The 22,685-nt window shown below is 43.3% G+C and carries 20 protein-coding genes and 2 pseudogenes; 6 read left to right on the top strand and 16 right to left on the bottom strand.

Annotated elements, in window-relative coordinates; all coding sequences use genetic code 11:
- The first annotated feature begins 72 nt into the window (after window positions 1–72).
- The 4 genes from dapE to panD are packed head-to-tail and all read left to right on the top strand — an operon-like array spanning window position 73 to window position 2,307.
- Window positions 73–1,218: a succinyl-diaminopimelate desuccinylase gene (dapE, locus tag AC0L6V_RS23120; protein WP_418138649.1), complete on the top strand. Its 1,146-nt coding sequence runs from the start codon at window positions 73–75 to the stop codon at window positions 1,216–1,218.
- 12 nt (window positions 1,219–1,230) lie between these two features.
- Window positions 1,231–1,497 (top strand): hypothetical protein, encoded by a 267-nt coding sequence (locus tag AC0L6V_RS23115; protein ID WP_265220680.1) that lies wholly within the window; start codon window positions 1,231–1,233, stop codon window positions 1,495–1,497.
- Between the two features lie 4 nt (window positions 1,498–1,501).
- Window positions 1,502–1,876 carry a hypothetical protein gene (locus tag AC0L6V_RS23110; protein ID WP_265220679.1) on the top strand — a complete coding sequence of 125 codons (375 nt, stop codon included), beginning with the start codon at window positions 1,502–1,504 and terminating at the stop codon, window positions 1,874–1,876.
- Between the two features lie 50 nt (window positions 1,877–1,926).
- Window positions 1,927–2,307 (top strand): aspartate 1-decarboxylase, encoded by a 381-nt coding sequence (gene panD, locus AC0L6V_RS23105; RefSeq protein WP_265220678.1) that lies wholly within the window; start codon window positions 1,927–1,929, stop codon window positions 2,305–2,307.
- Between the two features lie 48 nt (window positions 2,308–2,355).
- Here panD and AC0L6V_RS23100 read toward each other — a convergent pair whose 3' ends face one another.
- The 3 genes and pseudogenes from AC0L6V_RS23100 to AC0L6V_RS23090 all read right to left on the bottom strand — a co-directional run bounded on the left by AC0L6V_RS23100 (window position 2,356) and on the right by AC0L6V_RS23090 (window position 4,894).
- On the bottom strand, window positions 2,356–3,711 hold the full coding sequence (locus tag AC0L6V_RS23100) for an IS5 family transposase (RefSeq protein WP_265220049.1): 1,356 nt from the start codon (window positions 3,709–3,711) through the stop codon (window positions 2,356–2,358).
- A gap of 186 nt (window positions 3,712–3,897) precedes the next feature.
- A pseudogene (tpx, locus tag AC0L6V_RS23095) lies at window positions 3,898–4,396 on the bottom strand (thiol peroxidase).
- Window positions 4,397–4,423: 27 nt separating this feature from the next.
- Complete coding sequence (locus AC0L6V_RS23090; RefSeq protein ID WP_321160391.1) at window positions 4,424–4,894, bottom strand: cold-shock protein; 471 nt, start codon at window positions 4,892–4,894, stop codon at window positions 4,424–4,426.
- Between the two features lie 288 nt (window positions 4,895–5,182).
- Here AC0L6V_RS23090 and AC0L6V_RS23085 point away from each other — a divergent pair, with 288 nt between their 5' ends.
- Complete coding sequence (locus AC0L6V_RS23085; RefSeq protein WP_265220677.1) at window positions 5,183–5,395, top strand: SlyX family protein; 213 nt, start codon at window positions 5,183–5,185, stop codon at window positions 5,393–5,395.
- 20 nt (window positions 5,396–5,415) lie between these two features.
- On the opposite strand, the gene AC0L6V_RS23080 is transcribed toward AC0L6V_RS23085, so the two are convergent.
- From AC0L6V_RS23080 to cysM, 9 genes and pseudogenes are all read right to left on the bottom strand, one after another.
- Window positions 5,416–6,210 carry a class I SAM-dependent methyltransferase gene (locus tag AC0L6V_RS23080; RefSeq protein WP_265220676.1) on the bottom strand — a complete coding sequence of 265 codons (795 nt, stop codon included), beginning with the start codon at window positions 6,208–6,210 and terminating at the stop codon, window positions 5,416–5,418.
- A gap of 65 nt (window positions 6,211–6,275) precedes the next feature.
- Window positions 6,276–7,076, bottom strand: a complete 801-nt coding sequence (locus tag AC0L6V_RS23075; RefSeq protein WP_265220675.1) for an undecaprenyl-diphosphate phosphatase — start codon at window positions 7,074–7,076, stop codon at window positions 6,276–6,278.
- A gap of 4 nt (window positions 7,077–7,080) precedes the next feature.
- The gene (gene tsaB, locus AC0L6V_RS23070; protein WP_265220674.1) at window positions 7,081–7,788 is read right to left on the bottom strand and encodes a tRNA (adenosine(37)-N6)-threonylcarbamoyltransferase complex dimerization subunit type 1 TsaB; all 708 of its coding nucleotides are present in this window, start codon (window positions 7,786–7,788) and stop codon (window positions 7,081–7,083) included.
- A 7-nt stretch (window positions 7,789–7,795) separates the two neighbouring features.
- Window positions 7,796–8,452 (bottom strand): adenylate kinase, encoded by a 657-nt coding sequence (adk, locus tag AC0L6V_RS23065; RefSeq protein ID WP_265220673.1) that lies wholly within the window; start codon window positions 8,450–8,452, stop codon window positions 7,796–7,798.
- 227 nt (window positions 8,453–8,679) lie between these two features.
- Window positions 8,680–11,310: pseudogene (gene ppc / locus AC0L6V_RS23060) on the bottom strand (phosphoenolpyruvate carboxylase).
- A gap of 71 nt (window positions 11,311–11,381) precedes the next feature.
- A complete protein-coding gene (gene mazG / locus AC0L6V_RS23055) occupies window positions 11,382–12,185 on the bottom strand; it encodes a nucleoside triphosphate pyrophosphohydrolase (RefSeq protein ID WP_265220672.1) in 804 nt (267 codons plus the stop codon).
- The gene (relA, locus tag AC0L6V_RS23050; protein ID WP_265220671.1) at window positions 12,182–14,431 is read right to left on the bottom strand and encodes a GTP diphosphokinase; all 2,250 of its coding nucleotides are present in this window, start codon (window positions 14,429–14,431) and stop codon (window positions 12,182–12,184) included. Before relA ends, mazG begins: the two co-directional genes overlap by 4 nt.
- Before the next feature lie 16 nt (window positions 14,432–14,447).
- Window positions 14,448–15,764 carry a 23S rRNA (uracil(1939)-C(5))-methyltransferase RlmD gene (rlmD, locus tag AC0L6V_RS23045; protein ID WP_409419146.1) on the bottom strand — a complete coding sequence of 439 codons (1,317 nt, stop codon included), beginning with the start codon at window positions 15,762–15,764 and terminating at the stop codon, window positions 14,448–14,450.
- 119 nt (window positions 15,765–15,883) lie between these two features.
- Window positions 15,884–16,777, bottom strand: coding sequence for a cysteine synthase CysM (cysM, locus tag AC0L6V_RS23040; RefSeq protein ID WP_265220669.1), 894 nt, complete (start codon window positions 16,775–16,777; stop codon window positions 15,884–15,886).
- Between the two features lie 375 nt (window positions 16,778–17,152).
- Here cysM and AC0L6V_RS23035 point away from each other — a divergent pair, with 375 nt between their 5' ends.
- The gene (locus AC0L6V_RS23035) at window positions 17,153–19,951 is read left to right on the top strand and encodes a response regulator (protein WP_265220667.1); all 2,799 of its coding nucleotides are present in this window, start codon (window positions 17,153–17,155) and stop codon (window positions 19,949–19,951) included.
- Here the strand turns inward: AC0L6V_RS23035 and acpS are convergent.
- From acpS to rnc, 4 genes are read right to left on the bottom strand one after another with little or no spacing between them, the layout of a single operon-like run.
- The gene (acpS, locus tag AC0L6V_RS23030) at window positions 19,914–20,327 is read right to left on the bottom strand and encodes a holo-ACP synthase (protein ID WP_265220666.1); all 414 of its coding nucleotides are present in this window, start codon (window positions 20,325–20,327) and stop codon (window positions 19,914–19,916) included. The genes AC0L6V_RS23035 and acpS overlap by 38 nt on opposite strands.
- A 26-nt stretch (window positions 20,328–20,353) precedes the next feature.
- Window positions 20,354–21,091: a DNA repair protein RecO gene (gene recO / locus AC0L6V_RS23025; RefSeq protein ID WP_265220665.1), complete on the bottom strand. Its 738-nt coding sequence runs from the start codon at window positions 21,089–21,091 to the stop codon at window positions 20,354–20,356.
- A gap of 5 nt (window positions 21,092–21,096) precedes the next feature.
- Window positions 21,097–21,999, bottom strand: a complete 903-nt coding sequence (gene era / locus AC0L6V_RS23020; protein WP_265220664.1) for a GTPase Era — start codon at window positions 21,997–21,999, stop codon at window positions 21,097–21,099.
- Entirely contained in the window at window positions 21,992–22,675 is a 684-nt protein-coding gene (gene rnc, locus AC0L6V_RS23015) for a ribonuclease III (protein ID WP_111608048.1), read from the bottom strand. Before rnc ends, era begins: the two co-directional genes overlap by 8 nt.
- Window positions 22,676–22,685: the final 10 nt, after the last annotated feature.

The raw sequence follows: 22,685 nt of genomic DNA, 5'->3' as shown, positions 1-22,685 counted from the left end.
CCTTATAAGAATCTACTGCTATAGTAACAGAATCTTTATCTAAGGTAGCGAAAACCAACGCAAAGGTAAAGAATGTCTGACTTGTCATCCACACTAAAACTTGCCATGGATCTTATTTCTCGCCCATCTGTCACTCCAGAAGATGCTGGCTGCCAAGATCTAATGATAGAACGATTAAAAAAATTAGATTTTGAAATCGAATACATGCCTTTTGGCGATGTAAAAAACTTTTATGCTAAACGAGGTACATCTGGCCCCAATCTTTGTTTTGCTGGACATACTGATGTCGTACCGACAGGCCCAGAAGCAGAATGGAAAGTGCCACCGTTCTCACCAAGGATTGTTGATGGCATGTTGTTCGGCCGTGGCGCTGCTGATATGAAAGGCAGTCTTGCGGCTATGGTGACCGCCGTTGAAGATTTTGTTAGTAAGCATCCGAATCATCATGGACAAATTTCCTTTTTGATTACCAGCGACGAAGAAGGCCCTTTTGTAGATGGCACAACCCGAGTTGTTGATGCGCTAATGGCACGCAATGAAAAGGTAGATTGGTGCATAGTTGGAGAGCCCTCCAGCACCAAAACACTAGGTGATATTATTAAAAATGGGCGTCGAGGCTCATTTAGTGGCGATTTAACGATTTATGGCAAACAAGGGCATGTCGCTTACCCACATCTCGCCGAGAACCCCATCCATCTAGCCGCCCTGGCCCTGGCTGAAATGGCTAGTACTCATTGGGACGATGGAAATGACTTCTTCCCTCCCACTAGCTTCCAAGTGTCTAATATCCATTCAGGAACTGGTGCAACTAACGTTGTGCCAGGTAAATTGAACGCCCAATTTAATTTCCGCTTTTCTTCAGAGTTAGACTTTGACGCCCTTAAACGTCGTGTCATTGACATTTTGGATAAACACAACTTACGCTACGATATTGAGTGGACGTATAACGGCTTACCATTTTTGACGCGACCTGGAGAATTGGTGGATGCCATTGTTGAAGCAGTGCAAACAACGGTCAACATTACACCAGAACTCTCTACTTCTGGCGGCACTTCTGATGGTCGATTTATTGCCAAAATGGGCACACAAGTTGTGGAACTTGGTCCTATCAATGCCACCATCCATCAGATTAATGAATGTGTTGAAGCCGAAAGCCTTAATCGTCTTTCTGAAATATACGCACGCATTCTAAAAAATCTATTTGCCAATAACGCTTAGATTCATACATAAATGAAAAACGCCATACATAAATTAGCCATGAAGCTAGGCAACAACCCAAGGTCGGCACTGATCAAAATGATTCAAGGCGGATTAATTTTCGTTTTCGGCATACTGATGCTCATGGTGGCAGATCGCGTCCTTGCCGATTCTTTTTCCCAAGAGATTATTGCATTATTTGGATTAATACTGGCGGGATGCGGTGTGCTTTGGACGCTTGTTGGCTACTTATCTATGAGCGTTCTTAGAATTTATCACATGATCAAAAATAAGGATTAAGGTAATGCAAACAGACGTTGAAGTATATGTATTGTCTTGCCCGACAGAAAACATCATCGCTTGGCTGGAAACATCATTCACCCTTGTCAAAAAAAGTACCAGTGGACCTCTTTGTTCAAAATTGACCCTTCTGTGGCAAAGCAATGAAGTAGAAGTTACCATCCTTGAACAGGCGGCAGGAAAACGCTTCACCTCGATCTGGTTCGACTCGGATAAAACCCCTTGGGAAGATGATATAACCTGTGCAAGACAAGTGTTTAAAGCACTAGACTGCGAAGTACGCTGCAATTTCCAAGGATGGGAAGAAGAAGGCAATCAGGATCCAGATCTATGGTGGCGAATTAACCACCACGGTGAAGGTCCATTTATTTGGAATTAACCCCCTTTGATAACATACGCTCCACAGACACCTTAATAGAGATTTTACACATGCAAATTACACTTCTTAAAGGCAAACTTCACATGGCTAGCGTTACCCAAGCAGAGCTTTGGTACGATGGTTCCTGCGCCATAGATAAAGACCTTGTAGAGCTAGCGGGGTTCAGGGAATTCGAACAAATAGACATTTACAACGTCGACAACGGCGAGCGCTTTCATACCTACGTCATTCTGGCTGAACCTGGCTCCGGCACTATATCAATGAATGGCGCAGCTGCGAGAAAAGTACAAGTCGGTGATCGAGTTATTATTGCGGCCTATGGACAAATGAACGAAGCACAAGCCGACGAGTTCAAACCCAAATTAGTCTACTTAAATAAAGACAATAGCGTTGAACGTACAACTAACACGATTCCAGTTCAAAAAGACTAACAAAATTCTTTTTTAAGAAATAATCAGTCGTCCCTGAATAATGGCGTTTCAAGCAAGAAGCGCCATTCTATTTTTGGGTCTTTCAAGTGGAAAAGTTATTTTCAGCCATAATCGTCTTAAAAATGCTCCAAAATATGGGGCACAACAAAGCCACTTCAGTAGCTTACGTAGGTTCTGACCACAGGCACTTAAGATCACGTTGATCGCATCGCCTAGCACACCTTTTAAGAAGCATAGTCTGAGTTTTCCATCGGATTTGAGATGCCCTATGATGGGTTCTACGCTGTTTCGTCTTCCCATCCAGCGCTTCTCTTTCTTGGGGACTCCGCGTTTTTGACCTGCAATCAAGACGCTAATGTCTTCCACGCCAGACCCTTTATACCCTCTGTCAACAAAACAGCTGTCCGGTTTCGTGCCTGTCAGGGTTTCTACTTGTTGCAGTTGATCTTTTAACGTATGGCCATCATACGGATTGCCAGGATAGCTTCTTGCGCCCACGATGAAGGATTCTTTCGCGGTAACGGCTACACTGGCTTTTACGCCAAATTCGTAGCGTTTATGCGCTTTGCCTTTAGATATACAGTCCACATTGGGTTCATGTAGGCTGTACAGTTTATTCTTGCTCTGGCGAGTTTGTTTTAGTAATCGATAAGCTTGGTTGAGTATATCTTCCTGTTTTTGGGTGAGCGTTAATCCTTGTCGCTTTACTTGCCGATCTATGTCACGCAATACTCGCCCTAAGAAGCCTTTGACTTGCTTAATCGCTTTTCTCATCCGCTTATATTGTTTGGCGTGGCCATAGCGTCCAATTTTTGGCATTAACTCATGGCAGACTTTGTCGTAGGTTTGTCTTAACGTGATATTTTGTTCTTTGGCTACCTGCGTGAGCTGTTGTCGAGCCTTGTTGTAGAGCTTGGCATCTGTTGGGAAGGTGATGTTTTTTTCTTGTACCGTGGTGTCTACTACGACTCGTTTTAAGCTCGCTGGTTTGATAACTTTTAGTTTTAGCCCTGCTTGTATCGTCTGGGTAAGCAGCCATTCGCAGCCTTCTTCTCCTAACCGTTTTCGCCATTTAACAAGACTCGTTGGATGGCACGGGAAGTCGTGTTGGAAAAAGGTTTCGCCACAAAAATATTGGTAATAAGGCGATTCAAGCCATTGCTCTAATACCATTTCGTCAGACAAGTTATGCAAGTGTTGCAAATACAGTAACCCCGTCATAAGGCGCGTTGGCAACGCGGCTGCACCAACCGTTGAGAAGTGTGCCCCCAATTCGTTATCCAACAGGTTCCAATCAATGATCTTAGCCAGTCGAACTAAAGGATGATTGGGATTAATGATGTCTACGAGCTGAGGTTGGAACAAATCTTTTTGCGGCATGGTCTTTCTCTGACGAGGCTTCATAAAACTCACCCATTCTGCAACTTTTTAGGTCTAAAGGCGTATTTATCGTAAGGTTTAAGCATTAACTATCTTATAAAAACCTATTAGATTCAATAGGTTGAGAGTTTTTCAGGGGCGACTAATCACTTTAATTAAAAAAGGCCGCTTCCAATCAACTCAGAAGCGGCCTTTTTTTGTAATGGTAAACTACGCCAATACAGCCAATGCGGCTTCGTAATTCGGCTCATCAGCCGTTTCAGCCACTTGCTCAGTATAGATTACCGAGCCGCTCTCATCCAAAACAACAACGGCACGTGACAATAGACCAGTCAATGGACCAGTAGTAAAAACAAGACCGTAGTCCTCGCCAAAAGTAGAGCGGAAAGTCGACCCAGTATCAACATTATCAATCCCTTCAGCGCCACAAAAACGAGCCGCAGCAAAAGGTAAATCAGCAGACACACAAAGTACATTAACGCCTTTTAACGCTGCCGCTGACTCATTAAACTTACGAACAGACATCGCACAAGTAGGCGTGTCAACGGAAGGGAAAATATTCAATACCAGTTTAGCGCCTTTATAATCAGCCAACGTAGCGACGGATAAATCCGTTTTAACAAGCTCAAAAGCTGGCGCAGTAGAGCCCCACCGCAGGAAGAGAACCAGCCGTTTCAAAAGGATTACCTTTTAGTGTTACTGTTGCCATAAATACCTCTTTAAAAAAATAAGAAAATTAACCGCGAATAATAGAGACATTCTCAGCTTGCTTGCCTTTTTCACCTTCGGTGACATAAAAACGAACCAGCTGTCCTTCAACCAAAAAGCGACGACCACGACCACGAATAGCGCGATAATGAACAAATACATCATCACCATTCTCCATCGTTAGAAAACCAAAGCCTTTCGATGAGTTAAACCACTTAACGGTTCCCTGCTCACGATCATCATCTTCGTCTTCTTCAGAGTCTGAATCATAACCTACAGAGCCGACTTGACTCACCATGGCACCAACGTAAACAGAAACCAGTATAAAACCAAAATACACGAGAAAATGTTGGCCGATCTCTTCTTGCAATACGCCTGCAATAAGCAAAGGCACAATCAAAGCAATAACAAGGCTAACTATAAATGTACGTAACGAGAAAAAAGCAGAACCAACAGAAGATTCTTTATTACGCGAAACATTATCCTGATGATCATTCATAACAGTATATCTCTTATCAAATTAAATATTATTGTGAAGCGAAGCCAATTTCAAAGAAAACAGACTCCGTATTAGTGCAAAAGTGAATAAATGAATATTTTACTAAACTCTTTCTAAAATCACCGTGCGAAGCAAAAGAAGATAGTAGTAAAATACACAACTTCTTTTGAGAGCAATTTTCACGCCACTCTTACATTTTAAATGACCGATACTTGCGCCATATATTTTTATAGAAGAGTTCTTAAAATACGAGTTTAGCTTGTTAAGGTTAACACACAGAAGGTATCTATGAACACCTCACAAATCAACCAACGTATCGACGAACTGGAATTCAAACTACAATTTCAAGAAGATACGATCGATAGTTTAAATCAAGCGCTAATCCATCAACAAAAAGATTTACTACTAATGCAAGAAAAACTGACGATGTTAGGAAAACAGCTTGAATCCTATCGCCAGCAGCAACCTAACTTTGAAGCAGAAAAGCCACCACATTATTAGATATCACTCTTAAAATAATACTACATAGAAAGAGAATCGAGCGATTTGAGCACATAGACATCAAATCGCCCAGATTTTCCCTCTAATTGGTAAGTTGGTTGTGTATTATTTAAAAATGTTGCCCCTTTGGGACGCTTTACTACAACACGATACTTTGCCAATTCCATGGCTAGGGGCAATAATGTATCGGCATCATCGTCCTTTCCAACTAAATCCCTAAAAAAAGCCATTTCTTTTTTGGCCGCTGCTGACGATTTATCAGTATGTGGATACATGGGATCCAAATACACAACATCAAATACGGCATCATTAGAGATACCACTTATATCCGTAGTCAGTAACGACATCCTTGCCACAATATCAGCCACTTCATGGTGAAATGCGGCTCGATACAAACCATCTTGAAGCATCGCTCTAACAAAGCCCACACGCTCACAAAGCGACACTGAGCATCCAAGGCAAGCCAGAACAAAAGCATCTCGCCCAAGTCCCGCTGTCGCATCTAACACGGATAAGTTAGAGCCTTTATTTAAACCAACCGCTTTCGCAATATCTTGGCCCTTGCCGCCACCAAAACGCCTTCTATGATCTACCGCTCCAGAGGTAAAATCCACATAAACAGGTTTAGGCGCAGCCTTGCCCGTCTTTGCCACCGCAATACCATCTGGTGTATGCAATAAAAGATAATCGTAATTAGCAACAAACTTTATCGGCCCGGTAAGCGATAAGAAAGGCAAGCCTAACGACTGAGCTGACAGTCGAGCATCAGGTTCCAAAAACCTATCTGTTGTTGCAACCGCGATAGAATGAAGCAAACAAACCTCTCCTCGAAATAGTATAAAACACCTTATACGCTGAGCCGTACAAAAAAACCAAGGTATTAAAGATAAACAATCGCTAAAAGAATGAGACCTAAAATCAATCGATAGACAAAAAAGGGAAAGAAACCTATTGTATTAAGCCATTTCAAAAATAAATAAATACAAATATAAGCGCTGATAGCAGACAACATAACGCCCATAAAGATCCCACTCCAATCTACCGCCAAATTAGACGACACAAGCTCAATGGATTTTAGACCACCAGCTGCCAAAATAAGAGGGATGGACAAAAGAAACGAAAAACGCGCCGCACTTTCTCGGCTAAAACCAAGAAAACGTGCCGCCGTCATAGTAATACCGGAGCGTGATGTACCAGGGATTAAAGCTAATGCTTGAGCAAACCCGATGTATAACACACTTTTGAAACCAAGCTCTTGTTCTGATTTGGTCGTTGCTCCATAACGGTCTGACAACCAAAGCAATACCCCAAAACCAATGGTGGTGTAGGCAATTACCTCCAGTGAGCGCAAATGTGTTTCAATAAAACCATCAAACACCAAACCGGCAACACAAGCTGGCAATGTCGCCAGACAAATCCACCAGCCTAGCCGACTATTAGGCGTCGATTGCCTGTCTCTAATAGAAATACACCAAGCCACCATAATCTGGACAATATCTTTTCTAAAATAACCAACGATCGCAAGTAATGTGCCTACATGCACAGCAACATCAAACGCCAACCCCTGATCTTGCCAACCAAGCAGCTGTGCCGGCAATATTAAATGAGCAGAACTCGATATTGGCAGAAATTCAGTCAATCCTTGAATAACGGCCAAGAAAACAATTTGATACCACAACATACAATTAACGTTTTCCTATTCGAGGAGCCTGCTTTTCCCACGTAATTTCATCTCTTAGATAGGTTGGAATCGCATCGTATGCACTGACCATATCACCTCTTTGAAAGGCCAGCAGAGCCAATTCAGCAATACATGCCGCACGAGGTGCAAGGTCGACCAAAACATGTTCAGGAGGAACAGGAAGCAACGGTGTAAGAATATTGTCATAACACCAACCAGAACCGACACCGTTAAAATGAGTGGAAAACGCAGACAAGTCGGTCGGTTTCACTACGCATTCTTCAATTAATGCATCAACTTGGTAATTCCCCGCTACTTTATTAACGCAGTAGCCGCCCATATAGATTTCCCCCATACGGGCATCAAGCGCTGCCAACCAATTATTTTGACCCGTGGTTTGAAAACCCTCCAACGACAAAGCCGCGAGCGTTGACACAGGAATAACAGGCAGATCAGCGCCAAAAGCCAGTCCTTGAACGACACCTGCACTGATCCTCAGCCCCGTAAAAGACCCAGGACCTCGGCCAAACGCAATCGCATCAAGATTCGCGAGCGTCAGCCCTGCTTGGCTTAATATTTGATCCACCATTGGGAGAATCAGATCATTATGAAGGCGAGGCGCCATGCGGAAATCTTCCAACACAACACCGTTTATAGACAACGCCACTGAACAAGCTGGCGTTGAAGTATCTAATGCTAAAATAACCGCCATTGCGTGTTTAGGCCTTTAACGATGCTAATAGACTTTGTTTGATCTCATTCAAATCACCAACACCATTCACTTTAACGAATTTAGGCGCCGTCGCACTGTCTGCTTTTAGCCAGTCTTGGTAATAACCAATAAGTGGTGCTGTCTGTTCATGATACACACCTAAACGCAGACGAACCGTCTCTTCTACGTCATCAGCACGCTGAACAAGGTCTTCACCTGTAACATCATCTTTACCTTCTACCTTCGGTGGATTGTAAACTAGATGATAAGTGCGACCGGATGCCTCATGAACGCGACGACCACTCATGCGTTTAACAATTTCTTCATCCGCTACATCAATTTCGACCACATAGTCAATCTTAACACCCGCATCCTTCAACGCATCTGCCTGAGGGATAGTACGCGGAAAGCCGTCAAAAAGGGCACCATTAGCACAATCCTCTTGAGTAAGACGTTCTTTGACTAAACCAATGATAATGTCATCAGACACAAGCTGACCGGCGTCCATTACCGCTTTGGCTTTTAGACCCATCTCACTTCCTGCTTTGACTGCGGCGCGTAACATGTCTCCAGTAGAGATCTGAGGAATGCCAAATTCTTCCGTAATAAATTGAGCTTGAGTGCCCTTACCAGCGCCTGGTGCGCCTAATAATATTACTCGCATAAAAAGTCTCCAAAAAAACTACGTAAACTGAATAGCAAAGGTGACCAACACAACAAACCATTGACGTAAAATATGCACGGCAACAAAGTGTTCAGGCAAACCATTTGCATGCTAAAAAATTGAATGGTCGCCAAGCATACCCAAGCTGCCCTTCACTATGCAAATTTACGCGTCTTTTTTTATCATTTTCTTACTCATAGTGAGCATTTTCTAACCGTATAATCCCATTAACCTGTGTTTTGCATTCCGCTGGCAATACCCGCCATCGTAATCATTAACGCTTTATTCACCTCAGCATTACCTTCATCTTTACGGCTGCGATACAAAAGTTCAGCTTGCAAATAGTGCAATGGGTCGATGTAAGGATTTCGAACATCGATAGATTGACGAATGGTTTTATTGTCTTCAATAAGGCGTTCTTGTTTTTTCAACAACTTCACAAGCTCGCTTACTTGCTTCAATTTACCACGTAACAAGCGCCCTAAACCTTGCAGTTCTTCACCAACAAGTCGCTTTTCATAATATTCCGCTATTTCGAGCATCAGCTTTTGCTAACACCATGTCCAACATGTCTAAATACGCACCAAAGAACGGCCACTTTTTGTGCATCTCACGTAATTTTTCCAAATTACCAGAATCAACGCCTTGTTGTAATGCGCTCTCAGCCCCCAACCAAGCCGGTAACATCAAACGAATTTGCATCCAAGCAAAAATCCAAGGAATAGCTCGTAGACTCTCTACCCCCCATCAGAACGTCGACGGGCAGGACGTGAGCCTAATGGCAGTTTTGCCAACTCTTGCTCTGGCGTTGTGGCTCTAAAATACGGCACGAAATCTTCATGTCCACGTATTATTGAACGATATTGATTCATCCCCACTTCCGCCATTTCATCCATAATGGCACGCCACTCCTCTTTCGGAGGAGAAGCTGGTATTAAAGAGGCTTCCATTACAGCCGAGCAATACAGTTCAAGAGACCGCACGGCAATATCAGGGATACCAAACTTGAAACGGATCATTTCCCCTTGCTCGGTAACACGAATCGCTCCATTAACGGAACCCGGTGGCTGAGAAAGAATCGCCACATGAGCTGGACCGCCGCCACGACCAACGGTGCCGCCGCGACCATGGAACAGAGTCAGGTGAATGCCATGCTTCTTGCAAAGACGTGTTAAGGCTTCTTGGGCACGATATTGCCCCCAAGTTGCTGCGATCTGTCCCGCGTCTTTCGCTGAATCTGAGTAACCAATCATGACCTCTTGATGACCATTGATGTAGGACTTATACCAAGGAATCGAAAATAATTGCTCAATAATCGGTTCAGCATTGTCCAGATCCGCCAATGTTTCAAACAAAGGCACTATGCGCATAGGAAAGCTCACACTAGACTCTTTCAGCATCAGAGCAACTGCCAAAACATCTGATGGAGCACTCGCCATGGAAATAACATAAGAGCCAAAAGAGTTTTGCTGCCCTTTCGAAATCATCTTGAAGGTATCCAGCACCTCTTTTACTTCTGCAGTCGGTGTCCATTCCATTGGTAACAGAGGTCGTTTAGAGTTTAACTCAGTTAACAAAAAGGCTTGCCGAGACGCCTCATCCCATTCAGCATAATCACCTAAGCCATAAAAACGTGTAATCGCAGACAAGGCATCAATATGACGAGAAGCATCTTGGCGAACATCTAATCGTACAAGGGTGGCACCGAATGTAGCAGCACAGCGAATCAGATCCAACAAAGAGCCATTGGCAATAACCTTCATACCGCAATCTAATAAAGATTGGTAACATAATACCAAATCATCGATAAGCTCTTGAATATCAAGAAAAACATCTTCAGATGAAGTCGGCTTTCCATCCAAACTTGCTTTCGCCCAATTTTTGGTCGCCAGCATTTTATTCTCTAAGTGTCGCAACACTTCGCGATAAGGTTGCGCACTGTCACCAACACGCTCACGCAATGCTGCGTTGCATTGCGTCATAGAAAATTCAGAACGCAACACGTTGAGATCTTTTATGTAAAGATCAGCCGCCATCCAACGAGCCAGCAAAGTCACTTCTTTCGTCACTTTGTGAGTAACATTTGGGTTGCCATCACGGTCACCGCCCATCCAAGTTGCAAAACGAATGGGCGCTAAATCCAGCGGTAAGCGATCGGCTTTAGAAAATTGGCTAAACTGCTCATCCAGTTGACGAAAGAAGCGTGGTACGGCTTGCCACAAGGACTGTTCAATCACAGCGAAGCCCCATTTAGCCTCATCAACTGGTGTCGGCCTTTCTTCACGAATTTCATCCGTGTGCCAAGCTTGTGTAATAATTTCCTTCAAGCGTCGTATGTGTTTGGTTTCTTCGAGTGGTAAAATATTGTCTTTGTCTAAGGCTTCCAACTCGCTAGAAATATTGTCATATTTTCGAATCAAAGAGCGACGAACCACTTCTGTTGGATGAGCTGTCAACACAAGTTCAATAGATTGTGATTGCAATGAGGCAATCATTTGTTCAGCGGTAAAATTTTGCTTGGAAAGGCGGGTCAGTAAATCGCCTATGGGATTATGGTAAACACCTAAACTTTCATTCGTACGACGACGGTGAACTCGGTGGTATTGCTCCGCAATATTAGATAAGTTCAAAAACTGATTAAATGCTCGAGCGACAGGCACAATCTCTTTGTCTTCTAAAGCTTCTAAGGCCTGAATAAGCGCTGCCGAATCTCCAGATTGACGGCCATCTTTCGAAAGCTGGCGTATGTTTTCTACTTTTTCAAGAAAGCCTTCGCCCAAATGATTACTCATACTTTCGCCAAGACAATCTCCCAGCAACCTAACATTTTCACGTAATGACGCCTGACGATCACTCACTTCACCCTCCTAAAATTACCAATAGCACCAGCTTAAAGGCGTTCTTTTTATCCATTAAATAGATGCGCAGTCTACAAACCTTCTCGTTTGGCCTGCTCCCAATAACGGTCTAATTCCTCGAGAGAACACTCTGTTAATTTTCTATTTTGCATCGACACAAGAGTCTCTATGCGACCAAATCGGCGACGAAATTTTATATTTGTCTTATTCAATGCCACATCGGGTGATACCTTAAAATGACGAGCTAAATTACAGACAGCGAACAAAACGTCGCCCATTTCTTCTTCTATGTGCAAAACGTTTTGCTGTTTCATTGCTTCTTCAAGCTCGTCTAGTTCTTCCCGAATCTTATCGAATACAGGAGCAACGTTTGGCCAGTCAAACCCCACCTTAGCGGCTTTTTGTTGTATTTTCACCGCTTGCATTAACGCGGGCATGGAAGCAGGAATATCCGCCAAGAGACGTTTCTCACTATCCCCTTTCTCCAATGCTTTAATCTGCTGCCACTGATCAGCAATTTGCTGATCAGTAAGCAATGTTGGCTCACCAAAACGTGTTATATCGCCATCGGGAAAAACATGAGGATGACGACGCAGCATCTTTTCGACAATCCCATTCACCACCTCATCAAACGAAAAGCGCTGCTCTTCTTCGGCCATTTGCGCATAAAACACTATTTGAAACAGTAAGTCGCCTAGTTCTTCCTGCAAGTCCTCAAAGTCTTCACGCTCTATCGCATCTAGCACTTCATAGGCTTCCTCTAAGGTATAAGGCGCAACACTTTTAAAGTTTTGCTTTTTATCCCAGACGCAACCAAACTCTTTATCCCGAAGACAACGCATTAGATACTGCAACTGCTGCATTGATTTGCTCAAAAGTCCCTCTCTCTGAATACATTAAGCACATTGGGTAACTGATTAATACGATGTAATAACTTACTTAATACACTTAACTCACCTACCTCAATAGTAAAGCGAATGTTCGCCGTATGATTCTCCTTAGCGGATAACGTATTCATCGACAGCAAGTTGACTTTTTCATTGGCCAGCAAGCTGGTAATATCGTTTAACAATCCCGTTCTGTCATATGCCTCAACTTGAATGTTTACTGGATATTGGTTGTCTAGCTCTTCCCCCCAACTCACATCAATAATCCTTTCCGGCTCATCTAGCCCAAGTTGAACAATATTAATGCAATCTTGCCTATGTACCGATACACCTCGACCTTGAGTTATATAACCAACAATGTCATCACCAGGAATAGGGTTACAACATTTCGCCATCTGGGTAAGCAGCTTGCCAACACCCAAAATATGAATATCGTTATCAGACGATTTGTGACGGCTCTTTTTCAAGCGAATAGGACGCGCTGGTGCACTTTCACCATTAAGACTGTAAAAATCGTCAATGACGCGCAGCACTCGCGCTAGCTGAATGTCTCCAGCACCAAGCGCTACATATACCTCATCTGCGTAAGAAAAATTAAATCGAGAGGAAATCGCCTGTAAATCAATACGATTATCATCGAAACCAAGGCGCTTTAACTGCTTATCCAGAAGGTGCTTACCCGCGTCTAGATTTTTTTCTCTGTCTTCTTTCCTAAACCAGTTCTGAATTTTGGCTCTGGCTCGGTTGGTTTGCACATACCCTAAAGTCGGGTGCAACCAGTCACGACTAGGACCGCCTTCTTTCGTTGTCAGGATTTCAACCTTATCACCCGTTTTTAAATGCGTCACCAGTGAAATGATTTTGCCATTTACTTTGGCACCACGACAGCGGTGACCAATTTCTGTGTGTACTCGATAGGCAAAATCAACGGGGGTAGCATTAATAGGCAAGTCAACGACATGGCCGTCGGGCGTAAAGACGTATATACGATCTTGCTCAATGTCACTGCGAACTTGTTCAGATAAAGACTCCAAATCCCCTTGTACTTCATGAAAATCCAGAATGGTTCTTAGCCATTGCAGCTTTTCTTCATAACTGGTGCTGTTGGAGCTTAAATCCGTTCCCTTATATTTCCAATGTGCGCACACGCCCAATTCGGCATCTTCATGCATTTTGTGGGTACGAATCTGGATTTCCAGCGCTCTTCCTTGAGGGCCAATAACCGCAGTGTGCAAAGACTGATAGCCATTTGACTTCGGGTTACTGATATAATCATCGAACTCATGGGGAATAGGCCGCCACAAATTGTGTACTATGCCAAGAACGCCGTAACACTCCATCGGCTCATCCACTAAGATACGCACCGCTCTGACGTCGTACACCTCATCAAAACCGATGTTTTTATTCTTCATTTTGCGCCAAATGCTGTAGATATGTTTGGCTCGTCCCATTAAATCGGCGTGTATATTAATGCCCTTCAAACGCTCATCCAATAAGGCAATCACATCATCAATATACTGCTGACGATCAAGACGCTTCTCATCCAACCAGGTCGCGATTCGTTTATAATCAGAAGGATACAGATAGCGGAAAGAGAGATCCTCTAATTCCCATTTGATATGGCCAATTCCTAAACGATGGGCTAAAGGGGCATAAACACTCTGCACTTCAAGCGCCACAGCGACACGACGCTCTTCATTCTGATGTTTCGCTTCTTTAATAGCGCAGGCACGCTCAGCCAGCTTAATCAGCACAACACGAACATCATCAATAATCGAAACCAGCATTTTACGCAAAGATTCCAACTGATTTTCGCTACTACCAAGCACTTCAGCCGCAGAATCGGCGGTGAGGTTTTTAGAGACCTCACCCATGCGCATTACCCCTTCAATAATCGAAGACACTTTACGACCAAACATCTCAGTCACACGAGAAATAGGCAATTGATCTTCTCGTACCACTCGGTACAAAGCTGCAGCAACCAATGAATCTTGATCCGCCCGAAAACCGGACAGAATTTCGACCATTTCTAATCCAGCACGAAAAGTACTGGCTTGCGCGCCCCAATAAGAAGGTCTGGCACTTTTTAATTCTGATTGGCGGGCCAATTCACAGGCCATACGCAAAGGAACGCGAGCACTGTCATCAACCAAATGAGAAAACTGTGCCATCCAGGCATCAATATCAACACTGCCATCGTCTAATACAGGATGATCTTTTCTTACCGTTACCATTTATCCGCCCTTCAATTTACTTCTTTTTTTGCAATAACATCATGGTTTCTACATGCGATGTTTGCGGAAACATATCCATCAAACTAACACGTAAAACACGATATCCTTTTGCAACTAAATACTCGGCATCCCTCGCTAAAGTAGAAGCATTGCAAGAAACATACAATATTTGCATGGGTCCGATTTTTATTAAACTGTCTAAAAACTCAAACGCACCCGCACGAGGTGGGTCCAACAATACTTTGGTAATCTGTTGCGTTAAAAGTTCATTTTTTACGGGCTTAGTCAAATCTGCCGCCAAAAAAGACACATTATCAAGGCCATTCAGGCGAGCGTTCTCCTTAGCAGCCTCAACCATCCCCTCCTGAACCTCTACCCCAATAACCGATTTTGACAGCTGAGCTAAAGGTAAAGAAAAATTTCCCACGCCACAAAACAAATCCATTATGACATCCTGTTTATTTGGCTTTAACCAATCTAGTGCCTGCAACACCATTTTTTGATTCATACTGGCGTTGACTTGAATAAAATCTTGCGGATGATACTTCAGTCTTAGATTACTAAGATCATAATAGCGCATTTTATCCGTGGTAACGTCTGCTCTGCTCGCTTTCGGTGCTTGCCAATACAATGCCGTATTTTCTTTTATTGCCCAATCTTCCCAAATAGCTTGCAGTTCAGTAGACACTGGAGATATTAGGCGAAATAAAACGGATACCCCTTTAGTGTCTTCCAATAATTCCACATGCCCAAGTTGTGTAAACAAAGTACTGACTGACAATGCTTGCTTCAAGGAGCGAAGTATGACTTGAAGCTTATCCGTCAACACAACACAACGATCAATAGAAACTATGTCATTTGACGCTTTCCCACGAAACCCCAACACCATTTGACCATTTTTATGATCAATAGCGATACGCGCTCGACGGCGATAGCCAATAGAAGTATCCGACAGTAATTCAAGAGACTGGGTCGTAATAAGATGGCGCAATTGGCCTTGTAACCAGTCCGCCTTTGCTGAAAGTTGCTTTTCTCTTGCTAAATGTTGAAAACTGCAACCACCACAAGCATGAAAATGCTGACAATCTGGCTCTACCCGGTGGACACTAGGTTCGATGATATGAGTTAACACCGCTTCATCAAAACGACGACCATTTTTGGTCACTTGGGCAGCGACTGTCTCTCCAGGTAAAGCCCCTTCAATAAAGGTTACTTTTCCTTGCAAACGCGCAACACCCTTTGCTTCATGAGTTAGTCCCTCTACGTTAAAAGTCTGTATGGGACCTATCGACTGAGATTTAGGGGCACGACGCTGGGGGGTTCTTTTTCTCAAAGGGGGCTCTCTTGTTCCTGACTATTTTTCTGGTCAAATAGGATAAATGCCCAAGTATTCTATCGCATCTATCCCTAGAACTGTACGCGAAAACAAGCCCTTAATTAATAAAAGGTCTTTTAGCCATCGAACACCCCTGTTGATAGATAACGATCTCCACGATCACAAACAATCGCAACAATGACAGCATTATCGAGTTGCTCGGACAAAGCCAAGGCTGCCGCAACCGAACCGCCAGAAGACACACCACAAAAAATCCCTTCTTCTTTTGCCAAACATCGCATAGTCACTTCTGCTGTGGTTTGCGAGATATCCATCACTTTATCTACTTTAGTCTCGTCAAAAATCGAAGGCAGATACGCCTTTGGCCAACGACGAATACCAGGGATACTCGAACCCTCTTGCGGCTGAAGACCAATAATTTGAATCGCTTTATTTTGCTCTTTTAAATATTGGGATACCCCCATAATGGTTCCAGTTGTCCCCATAGAGCTAACAAAGTGTGTCACAGTCCCCTGAGTCTGCTGCCATATTTCTGGACCTGTGGTCAGATAGTGGGCATTAGGATTATCTTGGTTAGCAAACTGATTGAGCACAATACCAATACCTTGATCCTGCATCTCTTGAGCAAGATCACGTGCTCTTTCCATGCCCTCCTCTTTTGTCACCAAGTGCAAAATCGCCCCATAAGCCGACATCGCTGATTTACGCTCCTGACTCATGTTATCTGGCATGATTAAATGCATCTTGTAACCCTTAATCGCTGCGGCCATGGCCAAAGCGATACCGGTGTTACCACTGGTTGCTTCAATTAAACTATCGCCTGGCTTTATATCTCCACGTAACTCAGCTTGAAGTATCATGTTAAGCGCAGGACGATCTTTTACTGATCCAGCAGGGTTTTGACCTTCTAATTTTAGCAACACCGTGTTGCGTGGATTTGGATTGATTCGCTGCAAGCGAACCAGAGGTGTTTGCCCAATCAAGGACTCAATACTAGGATATTGGATCATATAAAAACTTCATTGACATTGATGACTTAGGGAATGAAACTTAACTATTTAAGAACACTAATGGCAAACAGTACAATAAGAAAGCGTTATAAACTTAGTTTCGATTTGACATTCTAGGGCAAGAGTATGCTCGTAACACGCGTTTTCACACTACTTTTTTTATTACTTTTACTAAGTAGCTGTGAAGAGTCCACTGAAGACCTCACTGGGCTAGATACCATTGAATTAAGAAAGAAATGGCGTGAATGTGCCTATATTCATGCCCCATCCAGCCGTGAAAAACAGACATGCGATAACTATGAAAAAGAATGCACAGATCGACAGAGCAAAGGCAATTTGGCCTGCTATTAATTCATTAAGCAGATTAGTAATACGATGAAATTGCATTTCCTCACCAATCTGTCACCACTTAGCGTAAGCCGTAAACTCTTTTGGGCGCTATTCACGCCTGTGTTTGTTATCTCACTGCTCACCAGCCTTTTTTTACTGTCAACTCGTTTTGATGATTTGAATCGCCAGTTGTTTGAGCGAACTAAACAAATTACAGAGCAAGTCGCTATGACCAGCGAATATGCGATTGTCTTTTCCGATCAAAACATGATGTATCGAATACTGCAAAACGCCCTCAGCAATCACGACATCAACAGCGTGCAATTATTCAACAGCGAGCAAAAAATCATTGCTGAACTGGGCAACGCACCCATACAAAACATTATGGCTTTCACAGAAGAAAGTCACATTATCGAATACGATGACCACCTAGAATCAATGAGCGCCATCTACTACGCTAATAATTCACTGGACGGCATATTCAATGCCCAAACGGACCTATTTAATCCTACCAACCAACGCAATCTAATTGGCTGGGTCAAAATTGAGGCCAACAAATCTGCGATCAAAATAGCAAAATATCAATACGCCAGCCTGATCATCTCTATTTTGGTTTTGCTAAACATACTAACAATTTTAAGCGCATATCATATTTCAACGCATTTAACACAGCCTCTCAATAAGCTTGCTATGGCTTTAAATAAGCTCGTTAAAGGCCAATTCTCAGCCGCAAAATTAACGAAACTACCACTAGAATACGCGGAACTGCAAAAGGACCTACTTGATCTAACTGAGAGATTAGAACACCACCATGAAGAACTCATTATTGGCATAGAACAATCGACCGAAGACATCCGGCGTAGCATGGACAGCATGGAGGAAAAAAGCGCGCAATTGCACATCGCCAATCGAGAGGCAATGGAGTCAAATCGCTTGAAATCGCAATTTCTAGCCAACATCAGCCATGAAATTCGCACGCCTCTGAATGCCATTTTAGGTTACACAAAAACGCTACAAAAAGACATTGCCGATCCCCAACAACGACTCTATGTAGATACCATCGAGCAATCAACAAACAGCTTGCTAGCGATTATTGGTGATATTTTGGATTTCTCGAAAATTGAAGCAGGAAAATTAAATCTAGAAAACAATCACTTCAACTTAAAAGCACTAGTAGATGATGTTTATCAGACGTTGAGTGTTAACTTACTGACTAAAGAAAAACAAATTGATTTAGTACCAGAGTTTTGCGCGAATATTCCGGAATGGTTTGTTGGTGACAGCACTCGCATTCGGCAGATTTTAACAAACCTAATCGGCAATGCCATTAAATTCACCCATCAAGGATCAGTACGCACAAAAGTATCCATCGCTTCACAAACCTCTCAGGAAATCACCTTATCCTTCCAAATCATTGACACCGGCATAGGCATACCGGAACACAAGATACATCGTCTATTCAAGCCCTTTTCTCAAGTAGACACCAGCACCACACGACAGTTTGGGGGAACAGGCCTAGGACTGGTCATCACTAAAAAACTGGTCGAGCAGATGAAAGGAAAAATTGAAGTCAGTAGTGACCCAAGCATTGGTTCAACTTTTCGCTTTACTATCACTCTAAAAAGGTCAAATAAACTCAGTCAGCACAAAAAGAAACTGGATCGACGCGTCCTGCTGCTCGAACCTAGCACCACCTATAAAAACTACCTAACGGCCTACTTAGATAGTATTGGTATTCGCTATGTCGCCTGCTCAGACATAGAACAGATCATCTCGACTTTAAACAAACAACACGATGCCATTGACGCCATCTTATTGAGCGTTACTCCTGACGACCAAAACACGACAGAAGCACGGGAACTGATTAGTTATTGCGCGCAACAATATGCCATTCCCAGTATTATGATGGTACAACCACCAGGTCAAATAGCGCACTATCCTGATCTAAAGAGCCTATGCAGTGACATACTACTTAAACCAATCAGTCAAGACAGGTTATACAAAGCATTGTTACACATCAACAAAGCACCGATCGAGTTACTGTCTCAGAAAGCACTCTCACCAGCCAATCACGAGCACTTGAAAAACTTTAAAATATTGGCAGTGGACGATTCTCCAGTCAATCTGCAACTACTGAATCATTGGCTCACGCCAGCCGGCGTCAGGGTGTCATCAGCCTACAGTGGACGCCAAGCGATAGACATGGCAATACATGAAAAATTCGACTTAATATTTATGGACATTCAAATGCCTGAAATGGATGGCATGGAAACGACCCAACAGTTACGACAACTAAAGCATTATAAGAATACTCCTATTATCGCACTGACAGCACACGCTTTGGGATCAGAGCAACAGCAAATACTTGCAAGCGGCATGAATGCCTACCTAACCAAACCCATCGATGAAGAGCTACTCTTCGCCACCATTGAAACATGGCGTAATAATACAAAAACCTTTCAAGATCAGGTAGATGACAAGCTCGTCAATATTTTTGATTTAGACAAAGCACTCGCTGTCGTTGATGGTAAAGCCGACATAGCAAAAGAGATGTTTGATATGCTAGCGGACTCTCTAGATGCGGAAAAAAAGTTAATTCAACATCACTTAGAAAAACAAGATACTGAAAAACTCATAGAAGTAGTGCATAGAATACATGGAGCCTCCAAATACACTGGCACCATTAATATTGCTCGCCATGCTGGCTTTTTAGAAACACATTTAAAAGAGTTAGGTTTAGAAGATGTTGACGGTGTGGCAGAAGACTTTCTTGAAGCCATTGAAGAACTTCTGAATCACAGAAAGCTTATTCCTTGGCCTCAATCTTTGCACTCAACACCTTAGATTCGAGAACAACAAAAGCCTGAGCATACACTTTCTCATCCGTTAGACTTAAATGCCATGCCACAGGGAAGTCATAGCGCGCAGTAATACTTTCATCAACCATGAGAACCGGCTGTCCAGAAGGCAAATTACTGATGCTAAAGTGTTGAAAACTTACCCCCGAACCAATCCCTGTTCCTAACGCCTTCACTGCCGCTTCTTTCGCTGCAAAGCGTTTTGCGACATAAGCATTGGCTTTATCTGCGTTGCTGATTTCTAACCAGCGTTGTTTTTCGGCAGCCGTCAATATGCGGTCAATAAAACGCTCTCCCAAACGCTCAACTGACTGAGCGATTCGTGCTATCTCAACCAAATCCGTCCCAACTCCGATAATCAAACTCCCCCCTTTAATAACGTAAATCATCACAAGGCACGAAAAATAGGCACCCCGAGATGCCGATCACCTTGAAAAGGCTGCTTTGGCAATAAGCGCCTCGAAACGATTGGCTTGCCATTTAATAAACTATCCAGCCAGTTACGATGTAACTCCTTGGCGAGACTTAACACTTGTTTATCCGTCCATTTGCCTGCGTGATAATCAAGGGCTATCTGCCCTTCAACAAACAACATAGGCGTTTGTTTTGGTATTTCACCATGATAAGGCCGTAAACCGAACTTATAGTGAAATTGATAAAGCTGACGCGCTTCAAGAGGCTCACCACGACCTGTAGATATCATGTTAATGCCGACACCAAGCTCGGAAAATAACCCCACCTCAAATCGACGTAACAAGGGCGCAATAACCACCCCTGAATGCAGACTTTCAATCAGCCATTGATATAATGCAAACACCTCAGGCAATGGCAAATTGGCAGGCAAAAGCTTTTCAAGTAACTCATGCACATAAAAAGCCGCGTACAAAGACAACCCCTCAAGCACAGCAGCGGCTTTTACCGACTCCAAACTTTTCACGGTTTTTAAGTCACCGCGACCAGAAAGCTCCATTTCGTAACATAAAAAAGGCCCAGGAATGACCCGAGCCTCTTTTTTTGGTAGTCGCCAAACACCTCGAATCAAACCTTGCTCAAGAGTTAATGCATCAAGCAGAATTTTGCCATCTTGAAAAGGCCGAGTATGAATGACATACGCAGAAACGCGCATTGAGATTATTCTTCCTGGTAACCTAAACTGGCCAAGGCACGCTCATCATCAGACCAACCTGAACGCACTTTAATCCAGAGATTCAACATGACTTTATGTTGAAATAAGTTCTCCATATCAATACGCGCCTCTTTGCCTATTAGCTTAATTTTATCACCACGCTCGCCAATAATGATGCGTTTTTGCCCATTTCGCTCCACCAAAATCAGCGCACTAATATGAATAGCCGTCTCTTCATAGACAAATTCTTCAATTTGCACGGCCACTTCATAAGGCACTTCTTGACCAAGCTGGCGTGTGATCTTCTCACGAACAATTTCAGCGGCCAAAAAACGTGAACTGCGATTGGTTATTTGATCCTCAGGGTAAAACTGCGTCCCCTCTGGCATATAACTTTCAACCAAACGTTCTAAACGGTCTAAATTATTATTACGCAAGGCGGATATTGGAACAATTTGCGCAAAATCCATCCGGTCAGCTAGGTTTGCCAAACGTGGCAAAAGATCTTCTTTTTGATCAAGTTGATCCACCTTATTCACTACCAGAATAACGGGACAGCGAGCGTGTTTCACTTTTTGTAACACCGCCTCATCTTCTTCTGTCCAACGATCCGCATCGATAACAAACAGCACCACGTCGACATCTTTTAATGCCGCCGCTGCGGTTTTATTCATGATGCGGTTAATGGCTTTGGCCTCCCCCAGATGCAAACCGGGTGTATCCACATAAATAGCCTGAACATGGCCTTCTGTTTTTACACCAAGAATCTGATCGCGGGTGGTTTGCGGCTTTCGCGACGTTATGGATAATTTCTGGCCTAAGATATGATTAAGCAAAGTTGACTTACCCACATTTGGGCGGCCAACAATGGCAATATAACCACAGTGCGTCACTTCAACGTCAGACATCTTTCTTTTCCAATTTTTTCAAGGCTTTTGCTGCAGCATTTTGCTCTGCGATTCGACGACTATTTCCCTTGCCTTCTATGGCACTTTCACAAAGCTCAATATGACAATGCACATAAAAAGTTTGGTCATGAGGCTCGCCTACAATATTCACAACATCGTACTGAGGTAACGCATGCTTTCTGGCTTGAAGATACTCTTGAAGCCTCGTCTTTGCATCTTTGGTCACCACTTTTAAGGATGTCGCATCTAAGCGCTCTTTGTACCAGGCTAAAATATGCTGACGACAAACTTCCATGCCCGCGTCTAGGTACATACCACCAATGATGCCCTCAACCGTATCGGCTAAAATAGAATCTCGTCTAAAACCACCACTTTTTAACTCGCCAGCCCCCAGTTTCAAATAATCTCCCAGCTCAAATTCTCTTGCCAGTTCAGCTAGAGTATCACCCTTTACTAGCGATGCCCGCAGACGACTTAATTCGCCTTCTTTAGCCTTTGGGAAACGATGAAAAAGGTCTTCCGCAATCACATAATTAAGGATAGAGTCACCCAAGAACTCAAGGCGCTCATTATTTTTCCCACCAAAACTACGGTGCGTTAGCGCCAGTTCAAGCAGTCCAAGGTCAGCAAAAAAATACCCTATGCGCTGACTCAGCTTCTGATACGATGAACTCAAAATTTCTCCA

The sequence above is a fragment of the Marinomonas sp. G8-14 genome (assembly GCF_055808935.1).
Note: the sequence above shows the minus strand (reverse complement) of the source record. Positions and strands in the feature narration are given on the sequence as shown.

What these genes read in the sequence shown, in the direction of transcription:
- dapE (WP_418138649.1), top strand. Translation starts at nt 73, where the DNA reads ATGTCTGACTTGTCATCCACACTAAAACTTGCCATGGATCTTATTTCT.
- AC0L6V_RS23115 (WP_265220680.1), top strand. Translation starts at nt 1,231, where the DNA reads ATGAAAAACGCCATACATAAATTAGCCATGAAGCTAGGCAACAACCCA.
- AC0L6V_RS23110 (WP_265220679.1), top strand. Translation starts at nt 1,502, where the DNA reads ATGCAAACAGACGTTGAAGTATATGTATTGTCTTGCCCGACAGAAAAC.
- panD (WP_265220678.1), top strand. Translation starts at nt 1,927, where the DNA reads ATGCAAATTACACTTCTTAAAGGCAAACTTCACATGGCTAGCGTTACC.
- AC0L6V_RS23100 (WP_265220049.1), bottom strand. Translation starts at nt 3,711, where the DNA reads ATGAAGCCTCGTCAGAGAAAGACCATGCCGCAAAAAGATTTGTTCCAA.
- AC0L6V_RS23090 (WP_321160391.1), bottom strand. Translation starts at nt 4,894, where the DNA reads ATGAATGATCATCAGGATAATGTTTCGCGTAATAAAGAATCTTCTGTT.
- AC0L6V_RS23085 (WP_265220677.1), top strand. Translation starts at nt 5,183, where the DNA reads ATGAACACCTCACAAATCAACCAACGTATCGACGAACTGGAATTCAAA.
- AC0L6V_RS23075 (WP_265220675.1), bottom strand. Translation starts at nt 7,076, where the DNA reads ATGTTGTGGTATCAAATTGTTTTCTTGGCCGTTATTCAAGGATTGACT.
- tsaB (WP_265220674.1), bottom strand. Translation starts at nt 7,788, where the DNA reads ATGGCGGTTATTTTAGCATTAGATACTTCAACGCCAGCTTGTTCAGTG.
- adk (WP_265220673.1), bottom strand. Translation starts at nt 8,452, where the DNA reads ATGCGAGTAATATTATTAGGCGCACCAGGCGCTGGTAAGGGCACTCAA.
- relA (WP_265220671.1), bottom strand. Translation starts at nt 14,431, where the DNA reads ATGGTAACGGTAAGAAAAGATCATCCTGTATTAGACGATGGCAGTGTT.
- cysM (WP_265220669.1), bottom strand. Translation starts at nt 16,777, where the DNA reads ATGATCCAATATCCTAGTATTGAGTCCTTGATTGGGCAAACACCTCTG.
- AC0L6V_RS23035 (WP_265220667.1), top strand. Translation starts at nt 17,153, where the DNA reads ATGAAATTGCATTTCCTCACCAATCTGTCACCACTTAGCGTAAGCCGT.
- recO (WP_265220665.1), bottom strand. Translation starts at nt 21,091, where the DNA reads ATGCGCGTTTCTGCGTATGTCATTCATACTCGGCCTTTTCAAGATGGC.
- era (WP_265220664.1), bottom strand. Translation starts at nt 21,999, where the DNA reads ATGTCTGACGTTGAAGTGACGCACTGTGGTTATATTGCCATTGTTGGC.